Source organism: Streptomyces sp. NPDC005141, from assembly GCF_053599975.1.
On sequence record NZ_JBSFYW010000025.1, the window covers coordinates 13,203 to 31,502 of the forward strand.

At 71.0% G+C, this 18,300-nt stretch carries 16 protein-coding genes; 2 read left to right on the forward strand and 14 right to left on the reverse strand.

The features are described 5' to 3' along the window. Window positions 1-54: 54 nt before the first annotated feature. The 9 genes from ACWD68_RS20780 to ACWD68_RS20820 form a co-directional block, all read right to left on the reverse strand. Window positions 55-786, reverse strand: coding sequence for a response regulator (locus ACWD68_RS20780; RefSeq protein ID WP_451807889.1), 732 nt, complete (start codon window positions 784-786; stop codon window positions 55-57). Then, window positions 779-2,155 (reverse strand): sensor histidine kinase, encoded by a 1,377-nt coding sequence (locus tag ACWD68_RS20785; RefSeq protein ID WP_451807890.1) that lies wholly within the window; start codon window positions 2,153-2,155, stop codon window positions 779-781. Before ACWD68_RS20785 ends, ACWD68_RS20780 begins: the two co-directional genes overlap by 8 nt. Then, window positions 2,155-3,045 carry a DUF5936 domain-containing protein gene (locus ACWD68_RS20790; protein ID WP_451807891.1) on the reverse strand — a complete coding sequence of 297 codons (891 nt, stop codon included), beginning with the start codon at window positions 3,043-3,045 and terminating at the stop codon, window positions 2,155-2,157. Before ACWD68_RS20790 ends, ACWD68_RS20785 begins: the two co-directional genes overlap by 1 nt. A 13-nt stretch (window positions 3,046-3,058) precedes the next feature. Then, on the reverse strand, window positions 3,059-4,000 hold the full coding sequence (locus tag ACWD68_RS20795; protein WP_451807892.1) for a type II secretion system F family protein: 942 nt from the start codon (window positions 3,998-4,000) through the stop codon (window positions 3,059-3,061). Between the two features lie 58 nt (window positions 4,001-4,058). Further along, on the reverse strand, window positions 4,059-5,399 hold the full coding sequence (locus ACWD68_RS20800; RefSeq protein ID WP_451807893.1) for a CpaF family protein: 1,341 nt from the start codon (window positions 5,397-5,399) through the stop codon (window positions 4,059-4,061). Window positions 5,400-5,417: 18 nt separating this feature from the next. Next, window positions 5,418-5,813: a TadE/TadG family type IV pilus assembly protein gene (locus ACWD68_RS20805; protein ID WP_451807894.1), complete on the reverse strand. Its 396-nt coding sequence runs from the start codon at window positions 5,811-5,813 to the stop codon at window positions 5,418-5,420. Then, window positions 5,813-7,429, reverse strand: coding sequence for an AAA family ATPase (locus tag ACWD68_RS20810; RefSeq protein ID WP_451807895.1), 1,617 nt, complete (start codon window positions 7,427-7,429; stop codon window positions 5,813-5,815). The genes ACWD68_RS20805 and ACWD68_RS20810 overlap by 1 nt, the downstream gene beginning before the upstream one ends. Window positions 7,430-7,792: 363 nt before the next feature. Next, entirely contained in the window at window positions 7,793-8,506 is a 714-nt protein-coding gene (gene cpaB / locus ACWD68_RS20815) for a Flp pilus assembly protein CpaB (protein WP_451807896.1), read from the reverse strand. Window positions 8,507-8,677: 171 nt separating this feature from the next. After that, on the reverse strand, window positions 8,678-9,559 hold the full coding sequence (locus ACWD68_RS20820; RefSeq protein WP_451807897.1) for a hypothetical protein: 882 nt from the start codon (window positions 9,557-9,559) through the stop codon (window positions 8,678-8,680). 376 nt (window positions 9,560-9,935) lie between these two features. Here ACWD68_RS20820 and ACWD68_RS20825 point away from each other — a divergent pair, with 376 nt between their 5' ends. Both ACWD68_RS20825 and ACWD68_RS20830 read left to right on the forward strand, forming a co-directional pair. Continuing rightward, window positions 9,936-11,624: a chitinase gene (locus ACWD68_RS20825; protein WP_451807898.1), complete on the forward strand. Its 1,689-nt coding sequence runs from the start codon at window positions 9,936-9,938 to the stop codon at window positions 11,622-11,624. Between the two features lie 362 nt (window positions 11,625-11,986). Continuing rightward, complete coding sequence (locus ACWD68_RS20830; protein ID WP_451807899.1) at window positions 11,987-13,363, forward strand: M14 family metallopeptidase; 1,377 nt, start codon at window positions 11,987-11,989, stop codon at window positions 13,361-13,363. Window positions 13,364-13,432: 69 nt separating this feature from the next. Here ACWD68_RS20830 and ACWD68_RS20835 read toward each other — a convergent pair whose 3' ends face one another. From ACWD68_RS20835 to ACWD68_RS20855, 5 genes are all read right to left on the reverse strand, one after another. Then, complete coding sequence (locus ACWD68_RS20835) at window positions 13,433-14,203, reverse strand: hypothetical protein (protein ID WP_451807900.1); 771 nt, start codon at window positions 14,201-14,203, stop codon at window positions 13,433-13,435. An 87-nt stretch (window positions 14,204-14,290) separates the two neighbouring features. After that, window positions 14,291-15,832 carry a GntP family permease gene (locus tag ACWD68_RS20840; RefSeq protein WP_451807901.1) on the reverse strand — a complete coding sequence of 514 codons (1,542 nt, stop codon included), beginning with the start codon at window positions 15,830-15,832 and terminating at the stop codon, window positions 14,291-14,293. Window positions 15,833-15,992: 160 nt separating this feature from the next. Continuing rightward, a complete protein-coding gene (locus ACWD68_RS20845) occupies window positions 15,993-16,403 on the reverse strand; it encodes a RidA family protein (RefSeq protein ID WP_451807902.1) in 411 nt (136 codons plus the stop codon). Window positions 16,404-16,410: 7 nt separating this feature from the next. Then, the gene (locus tag ACWD68_RS20850) at window positions 16,411-17,166 is read right to left on the reverse strand and encodes an IclR family transcriptional regulator (protein WP_451807903.1); all 756 of its coding nucleotides are present in this window, start codon (window positions 17,164-17,166) and stop codon (window positions 16,411-16,413) included. After that, window positions 17,163-18,254 (reverse strand): sugar kinase, encoded by a 1,092-nt coding sequence (locus ACWD68_RS20855; protein WP_451807904.1) that lies wholly within the window; start codon window positions 18,252-18,254, stop codon window positions 17,163-17,165. Before ACWD68_RS20855 ends, ACWD68_RS20850 begins: the two co-directional genes overlap by 4 nt. Between the last annotated feature and the right edge of the window lie 46 nt (window positions 18,255-18,300).

The following is an 18,300-nucleotide window of genomic DNA, read 5'->3' on the forward strand; positions in this document are numbered from 1 at the left end:
TGAGAAGTCGCCTACTCCGGGTGGGCCCAGGGGCCCAACTTCCGGGCCGTGGAGTCATCGGCTCCACCCCCCGTGGGCCGTGCCCAGCCAGTGGGCGATCGCTTCGCTGCGCGAAGAACTGTGCAGCTTCGCGAAGATGCGGTTGATGTGATTCTTGACGGTCTTCTCGGTGATGAAGCAGGTGGCGGCGATCTGGCGGTTGTTCATGCCTGCGGCGATGAGGTCCATCACCTCCACCTCCCTTGAACTCAGGCCGAAATCGGGCTGATGGAGCGCGCGGCGGTGAAGTCCCGCCGCCGGCACGGGCCGAGCCTCCGACGACTGTGCCACAGCTGATTGCAGATGCGAAGAGGAAGAGGGCGGTTGGTACGAAAGTCCGAGTGAATCCGGGACAGTCGGGCGTCCGTGGCGGACGTCCCGCACCGCGGCGATCAGTTCGGCCGCCGTGAACTCGCCATGGACGAGATAGCCGCACGCGCCTTTGCGCAGGGCTTCCGCCACGACCTCGGGTTCGCGGCTGTAGGTCAGCATCATCACCGGGGCGATCCTGGACAGTTCGGGCAGCGCGGTGAGGCCGTCGGTGCCCGGCATGCGAACGTCGAGAAGGACCACGTCCGGGGTGAGGCGGGCGGCGCAGGCCAGCGCCTCCCCGCCGTCCCGCGCCGCCGCGACGACCGTGATGTCGGGGTGCGCGTCCAGCAGCGCGCTCAGGCCGGCCCGTACGACCGGGTTGTCGTCGGCCACGAGAACACGCAGGGGCGGGCCGGAAAGTGCCTGGTCAGGCATGTGCGGCCTCCTCTTGGGGAGTGGGGGAAGAGGGAAGGGCGGCCGATGGGAGCGGGAGGGTCAGACGGACCTCGGTGCCCCCCTGCGGGGATCGGTCCAGCGCGATCAGGCCGCCGATGCACGCGGCCCGTTCCGTCATGCCGAGCAGGCCGAAATGGCCGGATCTCGTCCAGGCGGCCAGCGCGGCGGGAGTCGCCGCCCTCGGCAGTCCCGCTCCGTCGTCCCGTACCCGCAGCGCGAACTCGTCTGCCGACAGGTCGAGTTCCACCGTCACCGCGCTCGCACCCGCGTGGCGGTGGGCGTTCTCCAGCGCCTCGGACACGATCGCCAGGACATGGTGGGCCGTGGTGCAGGGAAGGACGGGGTCCGCGCCCCGGTGCCGTACGACTGCGGGAAGGCGGGTGCGGGTCTCGAAGTCGGATGCCACGCGACGGAGTTCGGGGAGAAGGTCGGTGTCGGGGGCGGTCAGGTCCGTGTGGCGCCGCAGGTCCGTCAGGAGAGTGCGGGACTCCGTGGCGGCGAGGCGCGCCGCGTCGGCCACGGCCGTCGCCTGGCGTTTGAGTGCCTGCGGGTTCGCGCCGTCCGCCGTGGCGGCCAGGGCCTCCGCGGCCAGCGCGAGGCCGTGCAGGGTCTTGGCCACCGAGTCGTGCATCTCCCGTGCCAGACGGGCTCGTTCGGACTCCACGGCCTCCGCGACGGCCAGCCTGCTGGTCGCCTCGGACAGCGCCTGGCTGGCCGTGCCGAAGCGGAACATCAGATTGCGCAGGGTGACGCCGATGATGCCGGCGCCGATGCAGAAGCCCGCGACGAGGAGGGTGTTGGCGCCCGCGCCCGGCCGGTGTTCCCAGGCCCGGAAGACCGTGAGCAGGACGATGAGCTGGAGTCCGGTGAAGACGCCCGCGCCGCGCCAGCCGTACAGCAGGCCCGACAGGAGCGGGGTGCAGACGGTGGCGTAGGCGAGGGGGGAGGCCGGGGACGCGGTCAGGAGCAGGACCGCGCCGAAGGTGAGGTCGAGGGCCATCAGGGTCGGGTGGGCCAGGAGGCGGGGGCCGAAGCGGTCCCAGTCCCTGAGCATGGCGTAGGAGCCCATGACGCCGAGGACGGCCGCGGCGAGGACGGCGTAGCGGGCCAGGCCGTCCGTCGCGTTCGTCATCGCGAAGGGGGCGCCGATCGCGATGGCCGCGAGGCGGACGGCGAAAGCCTGACGGCACAGGGCCTGGAGGGCGTTGAGCTGAAGGCGGATGCCGCCGGGGGCGGGGGCGTCGTCCGCCAGGTAGCCGGTGGGCCGTTCGCGGCTTCGCCCGAGCAGTGAGGACCACCGTCGGACCGTGTCACCGGCGCGCCCCGAGTGGCGCGGGATGGCGTCCATCAGCGCCCCAGGATCGAGCCGAAGTTCGTCCCCGAGCCCAGGAACATGCCCGTCGCGATCAGGATCATCGTCGCCGGGAGCATGAAGACGAGGGTGACCATCGTGGCCTTGGGGATGGTCTTGGCCGCGCGGCGCCGGGCGTTCTGGGCGTCGGTCCGGCGCATGTCCGTGGCCAGCTGGATGAGGGTCTCGGCGATCGGGGAGCCGAGTTCCTCGCCCTGCTGGAGGGCCGAGACGAACTGGGCCACCTGCTCGGAGGAGTTGCGCCTGCGGAGTTCGTCGAAGGCCTGGCGGCGGCTGACGCCCATGTCCATCTGGCGCAGGGTGATGCGCAGTTCGTCCGCCCAGGGGCCCTCGTACTTCTCCGCGACGCGGTCCAGGGCCTGGCGGAAGCCGAGGCCCGCCGAGACGACGACCGCGAGGACGTCGAGGAAGTCGGGCAGGGTGCGGTCGATGACCTCCTTGCGTTCACGGACGGCCTGCCAGATGAGGGCGTCCGCGGCGATCAGGCCGAAGACCAGCGTGAGCGCGGCGAAGAGGAGCTGGCCGTTGGAGAGGAAGACGAGGCCGAGGACGACGCCGAAGATGCCGTACACCGCGCGGCGGGCCGCGTACCGGTTCAGGGTCAGGCCACCGGGGTTGCCCGCCATGTCGATGCGGCGGCGTTTGGCGTCCACGCGCCGGGGGCCCATCAGACGCAGGACGGTCGGCGCGAAGCGCATGCCGAGGCGGTCGACGGCCGAGTCCGCCGTGGAGACCCGGGTGCCGCCGACCTCCAGGGCGAGCTGGAGGTCGCTGGGGAGTTTGACGTCGGCGCGGATCATCCGGACGCCCAGGAGGACGCCCGCGACGGCCGCGCCCATCAGGACGGCGAGCAGCAGCGGCAGCAACGTGACCCCTCCCTCACACTTCGATCTTGCCGAGCCTGCGGATGACGAAGAAGCCCACGGTGTAGAGGCCGAGGGCGAGCAGGACCAGGCCCTGGCCGAGCGGGGAGCCGGTGACGCGGGCGAGGGCCCCCTCGTTCGAGGAGTTGATCAGGACCAGGGAACCGATCCCGAGGAAGGGGACCGTGAAGGCGGTCGCGTTGACCTCGGAGAGCATCGTGCGGACCTCGCGGCGGGTCTCCTTGCGGTCCTCCAGGGTCTGGGTGAGGTTGCGCAGGGAGCTGACCACGGAACCGCCCGCCTTGTTGGCGAGGACGAGGGTGGTGACGAGGACGATCAGCTCGCGGGAGGGCAGGCGCTCGGAGAGCTCGCCGAGGGCGTCGTCGATGGTGCGGCCCAGCATCAACTGGTCAGCCACATGGGCGAGTTCCTCGCCCGCCGGAGCCTCCAGCTCTTCCGCCGCCATGGCGAGTGCCGTACGCAGGGCCAGGCCGGCCGCCGTCGCGTTGGCCAGCAGGCGTGCCACGTCGGGGAGCTGGTTGATGAATGCCTCGATGCGTTTCTGGCGCTGCCAGTTGAGGAAGACGGCCGCGCTCCACACTCCGAGGACGGCGGCGATCGGACCGAAGAACGGAGCGAGCGTCGCGGCGGCGATCAGCCACAGAGCGACGACCACGGCGGTGACATAGGTGAAGAACTCCCCTGCCGTGAGGTCGAGTCCGGTGGCCGACAGCCGCAGGTGGATCGTGCGGCCGAGGCGGGTGCGGCGCAGTCGGCGGTCGACACCCGCGAAGCGGCGTACCCTGCCCGCCGCCGTGCGCAGCGGACCGCCGCCGGAGAGGCGGTCGACGAGTGCCTGCCGCTGGGCGCGGCCCGAGGCGTACGAGTGCACGCCCGCGACGGCGAGTGTGCCGCCGAGGACGGTCCCGCCGAGGGCGAGGAGGGCGGGGTCGTTCACGGCTGCCTCCTTTCGGAGGTGGGCGGCTCGGAGACGGGCGGCTCGGGCGTGGGCGGCGTCATCCGATGGCCTGCCTCGTGTTGAGGACGTCGATGGCCTCGGCGACGCCGAAGGCGGGCGGCGGCGGCTCGTTGGCGACGTACAGCTTCTCGGCGACCGAGCGCGGGAGCGGGAGATGCTCGAAGTGGCCCCGGACGACGCGGTCGGCGCCGACCGGGCGGGGCACGAACCGGGTGACGGGGGCGACGCGGAACTGTTCACGGCCGTGCGAGACGAGCAGCGCGATCTCCGTGACCTTGCGGGATCCGTCGGCGTGCCGGGACAGCTGGACGACGACGTCGACCGCGGAGTTGATCTGGTCCTTGAGCGCCTCGAAGGGGATCTGGACCTCGGACATCGAGCCGAGGGTCTGCAGACGCATGAGGGCGTCCTCGGCGGAGTTCGCGTGGACGGTGGCGAGCGAGCCGTCGTGGCCGGTCGACATCGCCTGGAGCATGTCGAGGGTCTCGCCGCCGCGGACCTCACCGACGATGATGCGGTCGGGGCGCATGCGCAGGGAGTTGCGGACCAGGTCGCGGATGGTGATCTGGCCCTTGCCCTCCACGTTCGGGGGGCGGGACTCGAGGCGGATGACGTGCTCCTGCTGGAGCTGGAGTTCGGCGGAGTCCTCGATGGTGATGATGCGCTCGTGCGACGGGATCAGCCCGGAGAGCGCGTTCAGCAGGGTGGTCTTGCCGCTGCCGGTGCCGCCGCTGACGATGACGTTGAAACGGGCCCGGACGAAGGCCGCGAGGAGCATGAGCATCTGTTCGTCGAGCGAACCGAGGCCGATCAGTTCCGGGAGCGTGTACGCGCGCGGGAAGCGGCGGATGGTGAGGGTGGGGCCGGTCAGGGCGAGCGGCGGGATGATGACGTTGACGCGCTCGCCGGTGGGCAGGCGGGCGTCGACCATCGGGTTGGACTCGTCCACGCGGCGGTTGACCGTCGAGACGATGCGCTCGATGGTCTGCATGAGCTGCTCGCTGGACGCGAAGCGGAGCGGCAGCTGTTCGACGCGGCCGGCTCGTTCCACGAAGATCGAGTCCGGGCCGTTGACCATGATCTCGGTGATCGAGGCGTCGGCGAGGAGCGGTTCGAGGACGCCGAGCCCCAGGGCCTCGTCGACCACCCGGCGGATCAGCTGGGAGCGCTCGGCGGTGGAGAGGACGGGGCCCTCGCGGCTGATGATGTGGCCGAGGACCCGTTCGAGACGGACCCGGCGTTCGGCCGCCGCCAGGCTCGACATCTCGGCGAGGTCGATCTCCTCGAGGAGTTTCGCGCGGTAGACGGCGACGAGGTGTCCATCCTCACGGGCGGGTCCCCCCTCGTCGGGGGCGGCGATACGGGAACGCAGGCTCATGGTCTCGGCTCCTCCCGGTCAGTCGTCGGTGGGCATGGTGGCGTGGCGGGTCACGGTGTAGGGGCCGAGCAGGGGAATGACCCCGGGGACGGTGACCTGGACGGTGGCGGTGGTCAGGTCGGGCCCTTCCCCGGGCGTCACGCTCGGGTTCAGCCATCCGCTCACCGCCGCCTGCCCGGCCGCCGTGCCGTCGCCTCCCTGCGACTGGACCCGCGCGGCGGCCCGCGCCCCGGAACCGGCCTGGTTGACTCCGTACCCGATGAGACCGAGCTGGATGGCCGCCATCCCGATGAGCAGCAGAATGGGCAGGAACCCGGTGAACTCCAGGATGGAGACACCCCGGTCGCCCCGGGGCCGGGGCAGGGCGCGGAACCTGCTCGACGGGCGGAGCCCGCGCCGGAGGAGCGTCCTCATCAGTCGTCCCCCTCCAGTGCCGCGCCCGCGGTGCCCCGTACGTGGAATCCGGCGTCGAATCCCGGGAAGAACAGCGGGACGTCGACCTCGACGGTGGCCCTCATGACGGAGCCTGCCGGACCGCAGTCGATCTCGGCGCCGCTCCAGGCCCCCGGCAGATGCTCGCTCCCCGCCGCCGCGCACGCGCCCGCGACGTCTTCGTCGACCGCGTACGCGGCGGTGGCGGCGCGTGCCGCCTCGTCCGCAGCGTTCCCGGCGAGCGAGTACGAGTAGCCGTACAGCACGCACTGCCACAGGATCGTCATGACGACGAGCAACAGCGGGAACATCCCGGCGAATTCGAGGGTGACCGCTCCCCGGTCGCCGCCCCTGCGCCGCAGCGAGAGCGCGCCCCGGTCCGACGCGGACGCCTTACGACGTCTGCCGCCGCCCCCGCCTTCCTGGGCGACCACGAGACCCAGCTCGCCGGCCAGCGCCCACAGCGCCTGTTTGACGGTCGAGCGGGCGTCCAGGTCCTGCAGCCGTCCGGCGTCGACGACCGACTGGAGTTCCTTGAAGGCGGCGGGGACCGCGGAGCGGGCGACCTTGGTGCCGGTGACACGCTCGACGAGGGACGGCTGGATCTCCGTACCGCGGGCGAAGCGGTTCACGACCGTCGTGGTCTCCTCCGCCTTGCGGATCTGGAGGCGGTCCCACATACGGACCATGCGCTTGGCGGCGCGGACGGCGATGACGTCGGGGGTGACGAGGAGCAGGGCCTGGTCGGCCATCTCGACGGCCGCCGCGGTGGCCGAGTTCATCTGGGAGCCGCAGTCGACGATCACCACGTCGTGGCGGGAGCGCAGCGCGCCGAGGACCTGCCGGGCCACGCGGTCGGTGACCTCCTCGCCCCGTTCGCCCTCGGCGGGGGCGAGGAGCAGGGCGATGCCGCTGTCGTGGGTGTAGACGGCGTCCTGGAGGACGCGCGGGTTGATGTCGCTGATGGCCGCCAGGTCGGCCACCGAGCGGCGGAACTGCACGTCGAGGTACGACGCCACGTCCCCGGACTGGAGGTCGAGGTCGAGCAGCGCCACGTTGCGGCCGGACGCCTGTGCGGCGAGAGCGAGTTGGACCGCTGTCACCGTCGCGCCGACGCCGCCCTTCGCACCGGTCACCGTGACGACGGTGCCGCCGGGGCCCGCGTACAGCTCGGGCGCGCCGCTGTGCAGGTGGCGGCGCATGCCGGCCGACCAGGCGGCGGCGGCCTGCACGCGCTCGGCGAGGGCGTCGTAGCCGAGGGGCAGGCCGATGATGCCGCGGGCACCGGAGTCCATGGCGGCGGTGAGGACGCCGGTGCTGGTGTCGGCGGTGATGAGGACGACTCCGACCGCGGGGAAACGCATGACGAGGTCGCGGATCAGATCCAACGCCGTTACGGGGCCTATGCGTTCATGGACCAGGACCACTTCGGGCAGCTCGTCGAGGGACTCGGCGGCGAGCCGCGCGAGCGTGTCGAGAAGCGCCGTCGAGTCGGGTACGGGCGGAGCGGGTTCGGTGTCGGCGAGCTGGCTCAGCAGGGTGGTGAGCGCGCGGGCCGAGTCGATGTCGCCGACGGCGGGAAGGATGCGGACGGTCATCGGCCCAGCCCCTCTTCCACGCGCCGGGGACCGGCTCCTGGGCCCGGCACCCCGTGGAGGCGCCATCGAGCCCCGGACGACCGGTCCGGCCGCCCGTCCGCCTGCCGCACGCCGGGGCCTCGGCCCGATCCTCCGAGCGTGATCCGCACTTCGGAGCACCGGCCGGGCACCCCGCGGACCCGCCGCCGGGCTCCGGAGCACCGGCCCCGCTCCCCGCGGGACGGCGACTCGACGGGCCCTCCGTCCCGTCCGCCGCGCGTCCGGCGGGGCGACGTCGCCGGCCATCGGTCCTGACCCGTACGCCTCGGCCTCGTACGCGACCCTCGGCACCGCCCCGTGGGCATGGACCTCATGCGCGGCCTCCTACTTGTCCTCGTCGAGGGTGTACGTACGGTCGCCGGGCGCGACGGCCGCGTCGGAGCCGCCCGCGACCAGGGCGAGCCGGACATGTTCGGCGAACGACTCGGCGTACGCGACACGTTGGGCGTCGGCGGTGCCGAGGGCGAACGTGATGGGGACGGCCTGGTTGGCGCTGCTGCGCCGGTCGGAGCTGGACTGGCCGGGGTCCAGGGCGGTGAGCTTGCCGACGTCGATGACGCGCGCGTTCTCGACGATCACCTTGGACTGGTCGGTGCCCTTGTCGTTCTCCGCCTTGAAGGTGGCGTAGATGTTGACCCGCGAGCCGGGGTTGATCTTGCCCGCGACACCGGTGGCCGCGTCGATCATGATGGCGATCTCCTGCTGCCCGGCCGCCAGTCGGGGCCGGTCCACGATCATGTCGGCCTGCAGCAGGGAGCCCTTCTCCAGGCGGGTGACGGCGATCTTGCCGCGGATCCGGGAGAGGCTGGTGACGGCGGTGGACGACAGCCACCGCTCGGGCATCGAGATCTTCTCGAACTGGTCGGCCGACAGCTCCTTGTAGGGCGCGATGTCGTTCTTCAGGCGGTACGCCGTGACCTCCGGGCCGACCTTGGAGTTCACGTCGCGGATCACCGAGAGGACTCCGGCGAAGGCGCCGAGGGCGCACAGGACCGAGAGGACCAGCAGGATGACGCCGCGGCGCTGGCGCGAGTTCACTGAATCTCACCTCGTGGGGCGGTACCGGGGACTGGACCGAGCTGTCTTTCCTGCCGGGGAGCCGGGGGGTGTCCCCCGGGATGATGCAGCATGTTCCGGACAACCTCGATCTACGGCGGACGGCGGGGTCGAGCGGTCGTGCCTGGTGCTGTTCAGATGTGCCCGAGGGGCCTATGTGGCGCCTCGGGGCAGAGCGCGTACCGAAGAGGCTGCCCGGACGACGGTGGCCGGAAGCTCCTGTGCGGAAGGCGGCGGCAAGGGCGCGGCGCAGAACCCGCAGCGGTCACCGATGAGTTCGAGGCCGCACCAGTGGCACTGCTCCCGCCGGACGGACGAGACGAGCTGGTAGAGGACGGAGACGTCGTACAGTCCGGCGGCGAATTCGACGAGCCGTGACGTCCCCCACCAGCGGGCCGATTCCTCGGGCAGCGGGACGGTCGCGACGCCCTGGACGCGCCAGGCGGGTGCGAGTGTCTCGGTGACCCAGTCGGAGGGCGGCTGGCCCGCGGCCCAGAGCAGCCGGGTGCCGAACTCCGGTCCGGGCAGCTCATCCTGGCCGACTCTGATCAGTTCGGGCCGCGGGTTGGCGAGTACGGCGAACTGGGCACTCGGAACCCACGACTTGGCGTGCGACTTCAGCGAGACCGGGACCCGGTCGAGCTTGGCGACGGAGCCGAGCAGGGCGCCGGCGTAGATGTAGTGGGCGAGCAGCCGGGCGGCGGAGGCGAGCACGCCGGGGCTGAAGTCGCAGACGGAGAGCTGGCGCAACTGCTGGGCCAGCAGGGCGACTCCGAGCGGCGGCAGGTCGATGCCGAGCAGTGCGATGCGGTCGCTCTCCAGGACGGAACGGACGGTGTGCAGCCGCTGGGTGACGGCGCCCTCGACGGAGGACGGGTAGAGGGAGATGACATACCCGTGCTGTTCGATGAGCGCGTGCATCCCGGTGAGGGAGTTCTCCAGGGTGTCGAGCGGCTGGACGACCGCCGGCGGGGTCTGCCGGTCGTGCGGTGGGAGCACCAGATCGGGACTGGTGACGGCTATCGCGGTCGGCACGCTGCACACACCCCGTTCGCTGGGGCGGGGTGGTCAACCACCGCCTCAGATCGCCCCTTTTATCGCCATGGAGCATCACGGACGACCACAAACGGCCGCAGATCGTCACTGTGACGTCCTCTTGCATCAGCACCATATCCACGGCGTGGCCCGCTCAACACCGAATCTCCGAGATCATCTCACCGAAGGTGCGGGCGTGATCAACGGAGAGTGAGCCGGGTGATCACAACTCAACGCCCCGGTAAGGCTGTTGAGAACTCCAGAGGTCTTGACAACCCGATTGGTCTGGACCAACTTGTATCCACCGGCGGTGGCCACCGTTCCGTTCCCCCTCCCCCACCTCTCCCCGGAGGACCCAGTGGACCGCGTCACCCGTATGCCCAGGCGGAGATGGGCGGGAGCCCTCGCCGCCGCCGTCACCGCGTCCGTCCTCTCCCTCACCGGCCTGGCCGGCCAGGCCCAGGCCGCCGACGTCAACAACGCCAAGAACGGCGGCTACGAGTCCGGCCTGAGCAACTGGACGTGTTCGGCGAGCAGCGGTGCGACCGTCTCCTCGCCGGTGCACGGCGGCTCGGCCGCGCTGAAGGGCACGCCCGCGGGGCAGGACAACGCCAAGTGCACGCAGTCCGTCGCCGTCAAACCCAACTCGACGTACACGCTGAGTGCTTGGGTGCAGGGCGGCTACACCTACCTCGGGGCGACCGGCACCGGGACGACGGACGTGTCGACATGGACGCCCGACTCCTCCTCCTGGAAGCAGCTGACGACCACCTTCACCACCGGTGCCTCGACGACGTCGGTGACGGTCTACACGCACGGCTGGTACGGACAGACCGCCTACTTCGCCGACGATCTCTCGGTGTTCGGTCCCGACGGCGGCGGTGGCGGCGACCCGGCCCCGACGGTCCCGGCGACCCCGGCCGGACTCTCCGCGCCCTCCACGACCGCCTCGTCCGTCTCCCTCGCCTGGAACACGGTGTCGGGCGCGACCGGCTACAACGTGTACCAGGGCGGTTCCAAGGTCCAGTCGGTGACCGGAACCTCCGCGACCGTCTCGGGACTCGCCGCCTCCACGTCGTACTCGTTCCAGGTCAGCGCGACCAACTCGGCCGGTGAGTCGGCGAAGTCGTCGGCCGTCACCGCGACGACGGCCGCCTCGGGCGGCGGCGGGGGCGGCGGAACCGTGCCCGCGCACGCCGTGACGGGCTACTGGCAGAACTTCAACAACGGCGCGACCGTCCAGAGGATCTCCGCCGTGCAGTCGCAGTACGACATCATCGCCGTCGCCTTCGCCGACGCCACCAGCACGCCGGGCGCCGTGAGCTTCACCCTCGACTCGGCCGGGCTGGGCGGCTACACCGTCGACCAGTTCAAGGCCGACATCAAGGCCAAGCAGGCCGCGGGCAAGAAGGTCATCATCTCCATCGGCGGCCAGAACGGCACCGTCTCGGTGAGCGACTCGGCGTCGGCCACGAACTTCGCCAACTCCGTCCACTCCCTGATGCAGACGTACGGCTTCGACGGCGTCGACATCGACCTGGAGAACGGACTCAACGCGACCTACATGTCACAGGCGCTGCGATCCCTGTCCGCGAAGGCCGGCTCGTCCCTGGTCATCACGATGGCCCCGCAGACGATCGACATGCAGTCCACCTCGAACGCCTACTTCCAGACCGCCCTGAACATCAAGGACATCCTCACCGTCGTCAACATGCAGTACTACAACAGCGGTTCGATGCTCGGCTGCGACGGCAAGGTCTACTCGCAGGGCTCGGTCGACTTCCTGACGGCACTCGCCTGCATCCAGCTGGAGGGCGGTCTCTCCCCGTCCCAGGTCGGCCTCGGCCTCCCCGCCTCCACCAGCGGCGCGGGCAGCGGCTACGTCTCCCCGACGATCGTGAACAACGCCCTCGACTGCCTGACCAAGCTCACCAACTGCGGCTCGTTCAAGCCCTCCAGGACCTACCCGGCCCTGCGCGGCGCGATGACCTGGTCGACGAACTGGGACGCCTCGGCGGGCAACGCCTGGTCGAACGCGGTGGGCCCGAAGGTGCACGGCCTGTAACCCCCGGCTCCCTCCACGATCCGCTCCACCGTCGCTCAGCAAAGGAAGGATCCCGGCCCCGGCTGCCCCGCAGCCGGGGCCGGGCCACGTCCGCCGACGGGACAGGCCACCGAGCGGCCGTTCCCACCCCGGACGGGAGGCCCGACCCAAGGGAACGCGGGGTAGTGCGCCACCCGCGCCCCCGGTCGGGACGCCCTTACGGCCGATTCGCGCCACCGGCTCCCCGACGCGTCTTGACCTGCTCATGCCATGGGCCCACCATGAGCGCCACACCCATACCAGGCACGTCGCCATGGACCACCCCCCGCTCCACTCCCCACCTTCCGGAGATCCCGGAATTCCTGGAGAAACAAGGAGACTTCATGCGACTTCGCATACGCGGCAGCGGCCGCGGCAGCACCGACGGCAAGGGCAGAGGCGGCCGGCGCGGCGCCGCCCTCGCCGTCCTCGCGGCCCTCGCCCTCGCCGCCCCCCTCACCGCCACCGCCACCGACGCCACGGCGAACGGGGCCAAGGCCCCCGCGCCCTCGGCCGACGACATCAGGCAGTACGAGATCCACCAGAGCTCGACTCCCGTGTCCCGTACGGCGATCCAGCAGTCCGGCGTCACCGTGGACGAGGCCGACGAGGAGACCGTCGTCGTCTCGGGCCGCGCGGACCAGATCGGCAAGCTGCGCCGGCAGGGCTACGACGTCTCCCTGCTGGGCTCGGCGCCCGACCGTGCCGCCGGCGCCTCCGACGTGCGCCTCTTCGACTTCCCGACGGCGGACGCGAAGTACCACAACTACGCGGAGACGAACACGGAGATCGACCAGCGGCTGGCCGCCTACCCGAGCATCATGAGCAAGAGGGTGATCGGCAAGTCGTACCAGGGCCGGGACATCGTCGCGATCAAGGTCAGCGACAACGTCGCGACCGACGAGAGCGAACCCGAGGTCCTCCTCACCTTCCACCAGCACGCCCGCGAGCACCTCACGGTGGAGATGGCGCTGTACCTGCTGCGTGAACTCGGGGCGGGCTACGGCAGCGACTCCCGCGTCACCAGCATGGTGAACAACCGCGAGATCTGGCTCGTCCCGGACCTCAACCCGGACGGCGGCGAGTACGACATCGCGAGCGGCTCCTACCGCTCCTGGCGCAAGAACCGCCAGCCCAACTCCGGCTCCTCGTACGTCGGTACGGACCTGAACCGCAACTGGAACTACAAGTGGGGCTGCTGCGGCGGCTCTTCCGGTTCCACGTCCTCGGAGACCTACCGCGGAACGTCGGCCGAGTCGGCCCCCGAGGTGAAGGTGGTCGCCGACTTCGTACGGGGCCGGGTCGTCGGCGGCAAGCAGCAGATCAAGGCCGGCATCGACTTCCACACCTACAGCGAGCTGGTGCTGTGGCCGTTCGGGTACACGTACTCCGACACCGCCACGGGGATGACGGCGGACGACTACAACGCCTTCAAGACCGTCGGCCAGAAGATGGCCGCCAGCAACGGCTACACGGCCGAACAGGCCAGTGACCTGTACATCACGGACGGTTCGATCGACGACTATCTCTGGGGAAGCCAGAAGATCTTCGACTACACCTTCGAGATGTATCCGTCGTCCAGCTCCGGCGGCGGCTTCTACCCGCCCGACGAGGTCATCGAGCGGGAGACGTCCAGGAACCGGGACGCGGTGCTCCAACTCCTGGAGAACGCCGACTGCATGTACCGGTCCATCGGCAAGGCGGCCCAGTACTGCGCCTAGGAGGCCGACCGGTCGGTGACCGGGGAACCGCGCGCCCCGCGTGACCTGGCGCGCGGTTCCCCGTACCGGTTACGGCTTTTCGCCCTTGTCCTTCTTCTCGGACGCGTCGGACTCGGACTCCTCGGGCGCCTCGGACTCGGACTCCTCGGACGCGTCGGAAGCCTCCGTGGCCTCGGACTCGTCGTCGGAAGCGCCGGGCGCCTCGGAGGTCTCGGACACCCCGGCGGACTTGGCGTCCTCGGCGTCCTCCGTGTCGTCCCCGTCCTCGAAGTAGGCGTCCAGGACGGCGTCCAGCTGCTCCTCCCACTCCTTGAAGCGTGACCGGGCGCTCGCCTCGATCTCGAGGGGATACCAGCGGCGGTCCGGCGTGTGCACCGTGATGGTGAACCTCTTGCCGAAGCGCGGCGACTCCGTCTCGACGGCGCCGATCTCGTCCCAGCGGAACTCCGCCTCCTGGTCGTCCAGGCGGAGGCGTACGCCGCTGTGGTCGGCCGTGATCGAGGCGCGCCGGTCGGAGGCCTCGAAGACGGGACCGTCGGGGGCGGGGCCGACTTCCGGTTCCGTCCGGGACTCCTGTTCCGTCCCGGCCTCGGATTCCTCTTCGGACGCGGGCTCCTTCGGGGTCTCGGCGGCGGGCGCCTCGTCGGACGCCGCCTCGTCGGACGCCGCGTCGTCGGAGACCGTCTCGTCGGAGACGGTCCCCTCGGCGGCGGCCTCCTCGGACTTCTCGACCGCGTCCTTCGGCTCCGCCGGCACGGGTGACGTAAGCCCGGGGATGTACGCCGGGTTCACCGCGGCGGCGTCCAGGGGCTGGCTCTTCGAACCTATGCGCTGCTCCACAGCGGGAAGTATGGTCGAAGATCCTGTGTCGGACACAGCCAGCCCCTACTTAGCTATGCCTCTGTTACACGAAGAGGCCCGCCACGGCTAGACGAAGACACTGACCGCGGCGGCCACGACGAACCCCGCGACGGACAGCACCGACTCGAGAACGGTCCAGGTCCTGAGGGTGTCGCGCTCGCTGATGCCGAAGTACTTGGCGACCATCCAGAAGCCGCCGTCGTTGACGTGCGAGGCGAAGATCGAGCCCGCCGAGATCGCCATGATGACCAGGGCTACGAAGGCCTGGGAGTGGTCGCCCTCGACGAGCAGCGGGGCGACGATGCCGGCCGTGGTGACGATCGCGACCGTCGCCGAGCCCTGGGCGACCCGCAGGACCAGGGAGATCAGATAGGCCAGGACGATCACCGGGAGGCCGACGTCGTTGAAGGTGTCCGAGAGGGCCTGGGCGACTCCGCTCGCCTTCAGCACGGCGCCGAAGACGCCGCCCGCACCGACCACCAGCAGAATGTTGCCGACCGGCTTCAGGGACGAAGTCGACACGGTCTCCAGGGACTTGCGGGACCAGCCGCGCCGGATGCCGAGCAGGTAGTAGGCGAGGACCAGGGCGATCGTGAGGGCCACGAAAGGGTGGCCGAAGAACTCGATGACCGAGCGCGGAGTGGAAGGGTCGAGGGCGATCGAGGAGAAGGTGGCCGCGAGGATCAGCACCAGGGGCGTACCGATGATGCCGAGGACCGTGCCGAGCGGCACCGGCTTCTCCCGCGGCTCGGCGCCTTCCTCCGGACTCCCGGCTTCCTCCGGACTCCCGGCTCCGCCCGGCCGGAGGGTGCCCGCGGCGCGCTGTTCCTCGACGACGGCCCGCTTGGCCTCGGCGGCCGCCTCGACCATGTCCTGCGGGACGGGGACGAAGATCCGCTTGCCGATCCAGGCGGCGTAGACCCAGGCGGCCAGTACGGCGGGGACACCGCAGACGATGCCCATGAGGATGACCCAGCCGAGCTGGACGTGCAGCAGTCCCGCGGCGGCGACCGGACCGGGGTGCGGCGGCAGGAAGGCGTGGGTCATCGACAGGCCGGCGAGCAGCGGCAGGCAGTAGAGCAGGATCGACTTGCCGGATCGCTTGGCGGCGGCGTAGACGAGCGGCGCGAGGACGAAGATGCCGACGTCGAAGAAGACCGGGATGCCGAAGATCAGGCCGGTCAGGCCCATGGCGAGCGGGGCCCTCTTCTCACCGAAGAGGTTGAGCAGCCGGGACGCCAACACCTCGGCGCCACCGCTGACTTCGAGGATCGCGCCGAGCATGGTGCCCAGGCCGATGATGATCGCGACATGGCCGAGGATGCCGCCCATGCCGGTCTCGATGACCGACACCGCGGTGGACTTCTGGACCGTGCCGAACAGTTCCGTGACCGAGAGCCCGGCGGCGAGGCCGACGGCTATGGAGACGGCGAGCAGGGCGACGAACGGCTGGAGCCTGATCTTGATGATCAGGAAGAGGAGGAGCGCGATACCGAGGGCGGCGACCGTGAGCAGTCCGGCCGTGCCGTCGAGGAGAAGCAGGAGACCACCGGTGTGGGGTGGGGTCTCCGGGGCCGGGGCTGTCGCTGCGAGCGGGTACGACGACATGTCGGGGGGCCTCGTTTTCGTAGATCCATGGAGCTTTCGGGCAGGGCGGATCGCGGTGCGGCGCCGCAGGGTGGCGGTCGCCGCACCGTGATGACGTACGGGATGCGGGAGTTGAACGGGCGTCAGCCCGGAGGGAGGGCGTCAGCCCGGAGAGCGGACGTCAGCCGAGAACGGCGAGTACGTCGATCTCGACGAGGAGTCCGGCCGGCAGGCCGACGTAGACCGTCGTGCGGGCGGCGGGGGGCGCGGTGAGGCCCTGCTCCTCGAAGTACTGGTTGTAGATCTCGTTCATCTCGGCGAAGTGGCCGGTGTCCGTGAGGTAGACGCGGATCATCATCGCGTCGTCCCAGCCGGAGCCGCCCTCTTCGAGGATCGCCTTGACGTTGGCGAGGGTCTGCAGCGTCTGCTCGCGCAGGGTCGGCCCGGCGGGCGTCGGGGGCCTGCCCTCCTCGGCGGGCAGGAAGCCGACCTGACCGGCGACCTGGAGGATGTTCCCCTTCCTCACGCCGTGCGAGAACTTGGCGGGCGGGGTGGTGTGGGTCTTGGGGATGAGGGCGATCTTGTCGGTCATGCGGTGATCATTCCTTCGTGGGGGCTTTGCCGGAGTAGTCGCGGCTGATGGCGTCCGCCGTACGGCGCACCAGCGGGAGCAGGCTGAGCAGTTCGTCGGCGGTGACGACGACGTTGGGCGCGGAGACCGACATGGCGGCACAGACGCGTCCGTCGGCGCCGCGGATGGGGGCGGCGACGCAGTTGATGGATTCCTCGTGACCACCGAGGTCGGTGGCCCAGCCCTGTTCGCGCACCGTCGCCAGCTCCTTCAGGAAGGCGGGGGCGCTGGGGATCGAACGGGCCGTGTACATGGGGTAGTCGAGCTTGTCGGCGAGGGCGCGGCGCTCGGCCTCGGGCAGGTCGGCGAGGAGCAGTTTGGCCACCGCCGCGACGGTGATGGCGACGGGCTTGCCGATCCGCGAGTACATGCGCACCGGGTAGCGGCTCTCCACCTTGTCGATGTAGAGGACCTCGTTCTCCTCGTGGACGGCGAGGTGGACGGTGTGTCCGCACTGTTCGTTGAGGCGGACGAGGTGGGGGTGGGCGATCTCGCGGACGTCGAGGTTCTCGACGGCCTCCTGCGCGAGGGCGAAGAGGCGGGCGCCGAGACGGTAGCGCTGGTCGGACTGGCGGTGGACCAGGCCGTGCTCGTGCAGGGTGCGCAGCAGGCGGAGCGCGGTGGACTTGTGGACGCCGAGGCGGTCGGCGACCTGTCCGAGGTCGGCGGGGCCCTCGGCGAGCAGGGGCAGAATGCTCAGCGCTCGGTCGACGGTCTGACTCATGGCGTACGAACCTCCTCCGCGGCCCGTGCGTCGGCTTCGGTCCAGCCGGGGCCGAGACGAAGTGTCTCCCACGCACGGTCGTCGAGAGCGGCTAGCCGGTCGGCGTGCCCGCGGGCGGGCGGCTCGGCGAGGTCGCCCGGGACGGTGAGTGCGGCGGCGGCCATCAGGTGGCCGTGGCGCAGCCGGTCGCGGACGGGGAGGCCGCGGAGGGTGGCGGAGAGGAACCCGGCGGCGAAGGCGTCGCCGGCGCCGACGGCCGCGACGACGTCGACCCGCAGGGCACGGACGAAGGTGGCGGTGCCGGTGGCGTCCTCGGTCCCCTCGGGGGCGTCCTTGTCGAACACGACGGCTCCGCCCTTGCCGTACTTGACGACCAGGACGTCCGGTTCGGGCAGTGCCTCGCGGATCGCGCGCGCCCCGCGCAGCCCCCAGGCCTCGCGGGCCTCGTCGTCCCCGACGAAGACGATGTCGGCGCCGCGCGCGAGGTCGAGCAGGACGCGCGGCGCTTCGGGGTCGCGCCACAGCCCCGGGCGGTGGTTGACGTCGAAGGAGACCAGGGGGCGGCCGGGCCGCGGGGCGGTCAGTTCGCGCATCAGCGCGAGGCAGCCGTCGGACAGCGCGGCGGTGATGCCGGACAGGTGCAGCACGCGGCCCGAGCGGGCGGCGGCCAGGTCCACGTTCCGTGCGGTCATCGCGGAGGCGGCGGATCCGGCACGGTAGTAGGCGACTTCGTGGGCGTCGGTCGCCCGGTCGCCCGCGGTGCGGAAGTAGACGCCGGTCGGGCGGTCGGGGTCCCGGCGTACGGCGGAGGTGTCGACGCCGTACGCGGCGATCGCCTCCAGCAGGTGATCGCCGAACCCGTCGGCGCCGACCCTGCCGACCCAGCGGGCGGAGTGACCGGCACGGGCGAGCACGCACGCCACGTTGGACTCGGCGCCGCCGATGCCCCGCTCGAACGACGGCACGTCGGCGAGGCGCCCGGCCCGGGTGGGCAGGAAGGTGACCATGGACTCGCCGAGCGCCACCACCTCGACGGTGTCGAGGTCGGCGTCGGAGGACGCGGCGCCTGCGGGTCCGTTGCTGGTCACGATGGTCGGGGCTCCTCGCTCTGGCGGCCGACGGCGGCGAACGGCA

What these genes read in the sequence shown, in the direction of transcription:
- ACWD68_RS20780 (WP_451807889.1), bottom strand. Translation starts at nt 786, where the DNA reads ATGCCTGACCAGGCACTTTCCGGCCCGCCCCTGCGTGTTCTCGTGGCC.
- ACWD68_RS20785 (WP_451807890.1), bottom strand. Translation starts at nt 2,155, where the DNA reads ATGGACGCCATCCCGCGCCACTCGGGGCGCGCCGGTGACACGGTCCGA.
- ACWD68_RS20800 (WP_451807893.1), bottom strand. Translation starts at nt 5,399, where the DNA reads ATGAGCCTGCGTTCCCGTATCGCCGCCCCCGACGAGGGGGGACCCGCC.
- ACWD68_RS20805 (WP_451807894.1), bottom strand. Translation starts at nt 5,813, where the DNA reads ATGAGGACGCTCCTCCGGCGCGGGCTCCGCCCGTCGAGCAGGTTCCGC.
- ACWD68_RS20810 (WP_451807895.1), bottom strand. Translation starts at nt 7,429, where the DNA reads ATGACCGTCCGCATCCTTCCCGCCGTCGGCGACATCGACTCGGCCCGC.
- ACWD68_RS20825 (WP_451807898.1), top strand. Translation starts at nt 9,936, where the DNA reads ATGCCCAGGCGGAGATGGGCGGGAGCCCTCGCCGCCGCCGTCACCGCG.
- ACWD68_RS20830 (WP_451807899.1), top strand. Translation starts at nt 11,987, where the DNA reads ATGCGACTTCGCATACGCGGCAGCGGCCGCGGCAGCACCGACGGCAAG.
- ACWD68_RS20840 (WP_451807901.1), bottom strand. Translation starts at nt 15,832, where the DNA reads ATGTCGTCGTACCCGCTCGCAGCGACAGCCCCGGCCCCGGAGACCCCA.
- ACWD68_RS20845 (WP_451807902.1), bottom strand. Translation starts at nt 16,403, where the DNA reads ATGACCGACAAGATCGCCCTCATCCCCAAGACCCACACCACCCCGCCC.
- ACWD68_RS20850 (WP_451807903.1), bottom strand. Translation starts at nt 17,166, where the DNA reads ATGAGTCAGACCGTCGACCGAGCGCTGAGCATTCTGCCCCTGCTCGCC.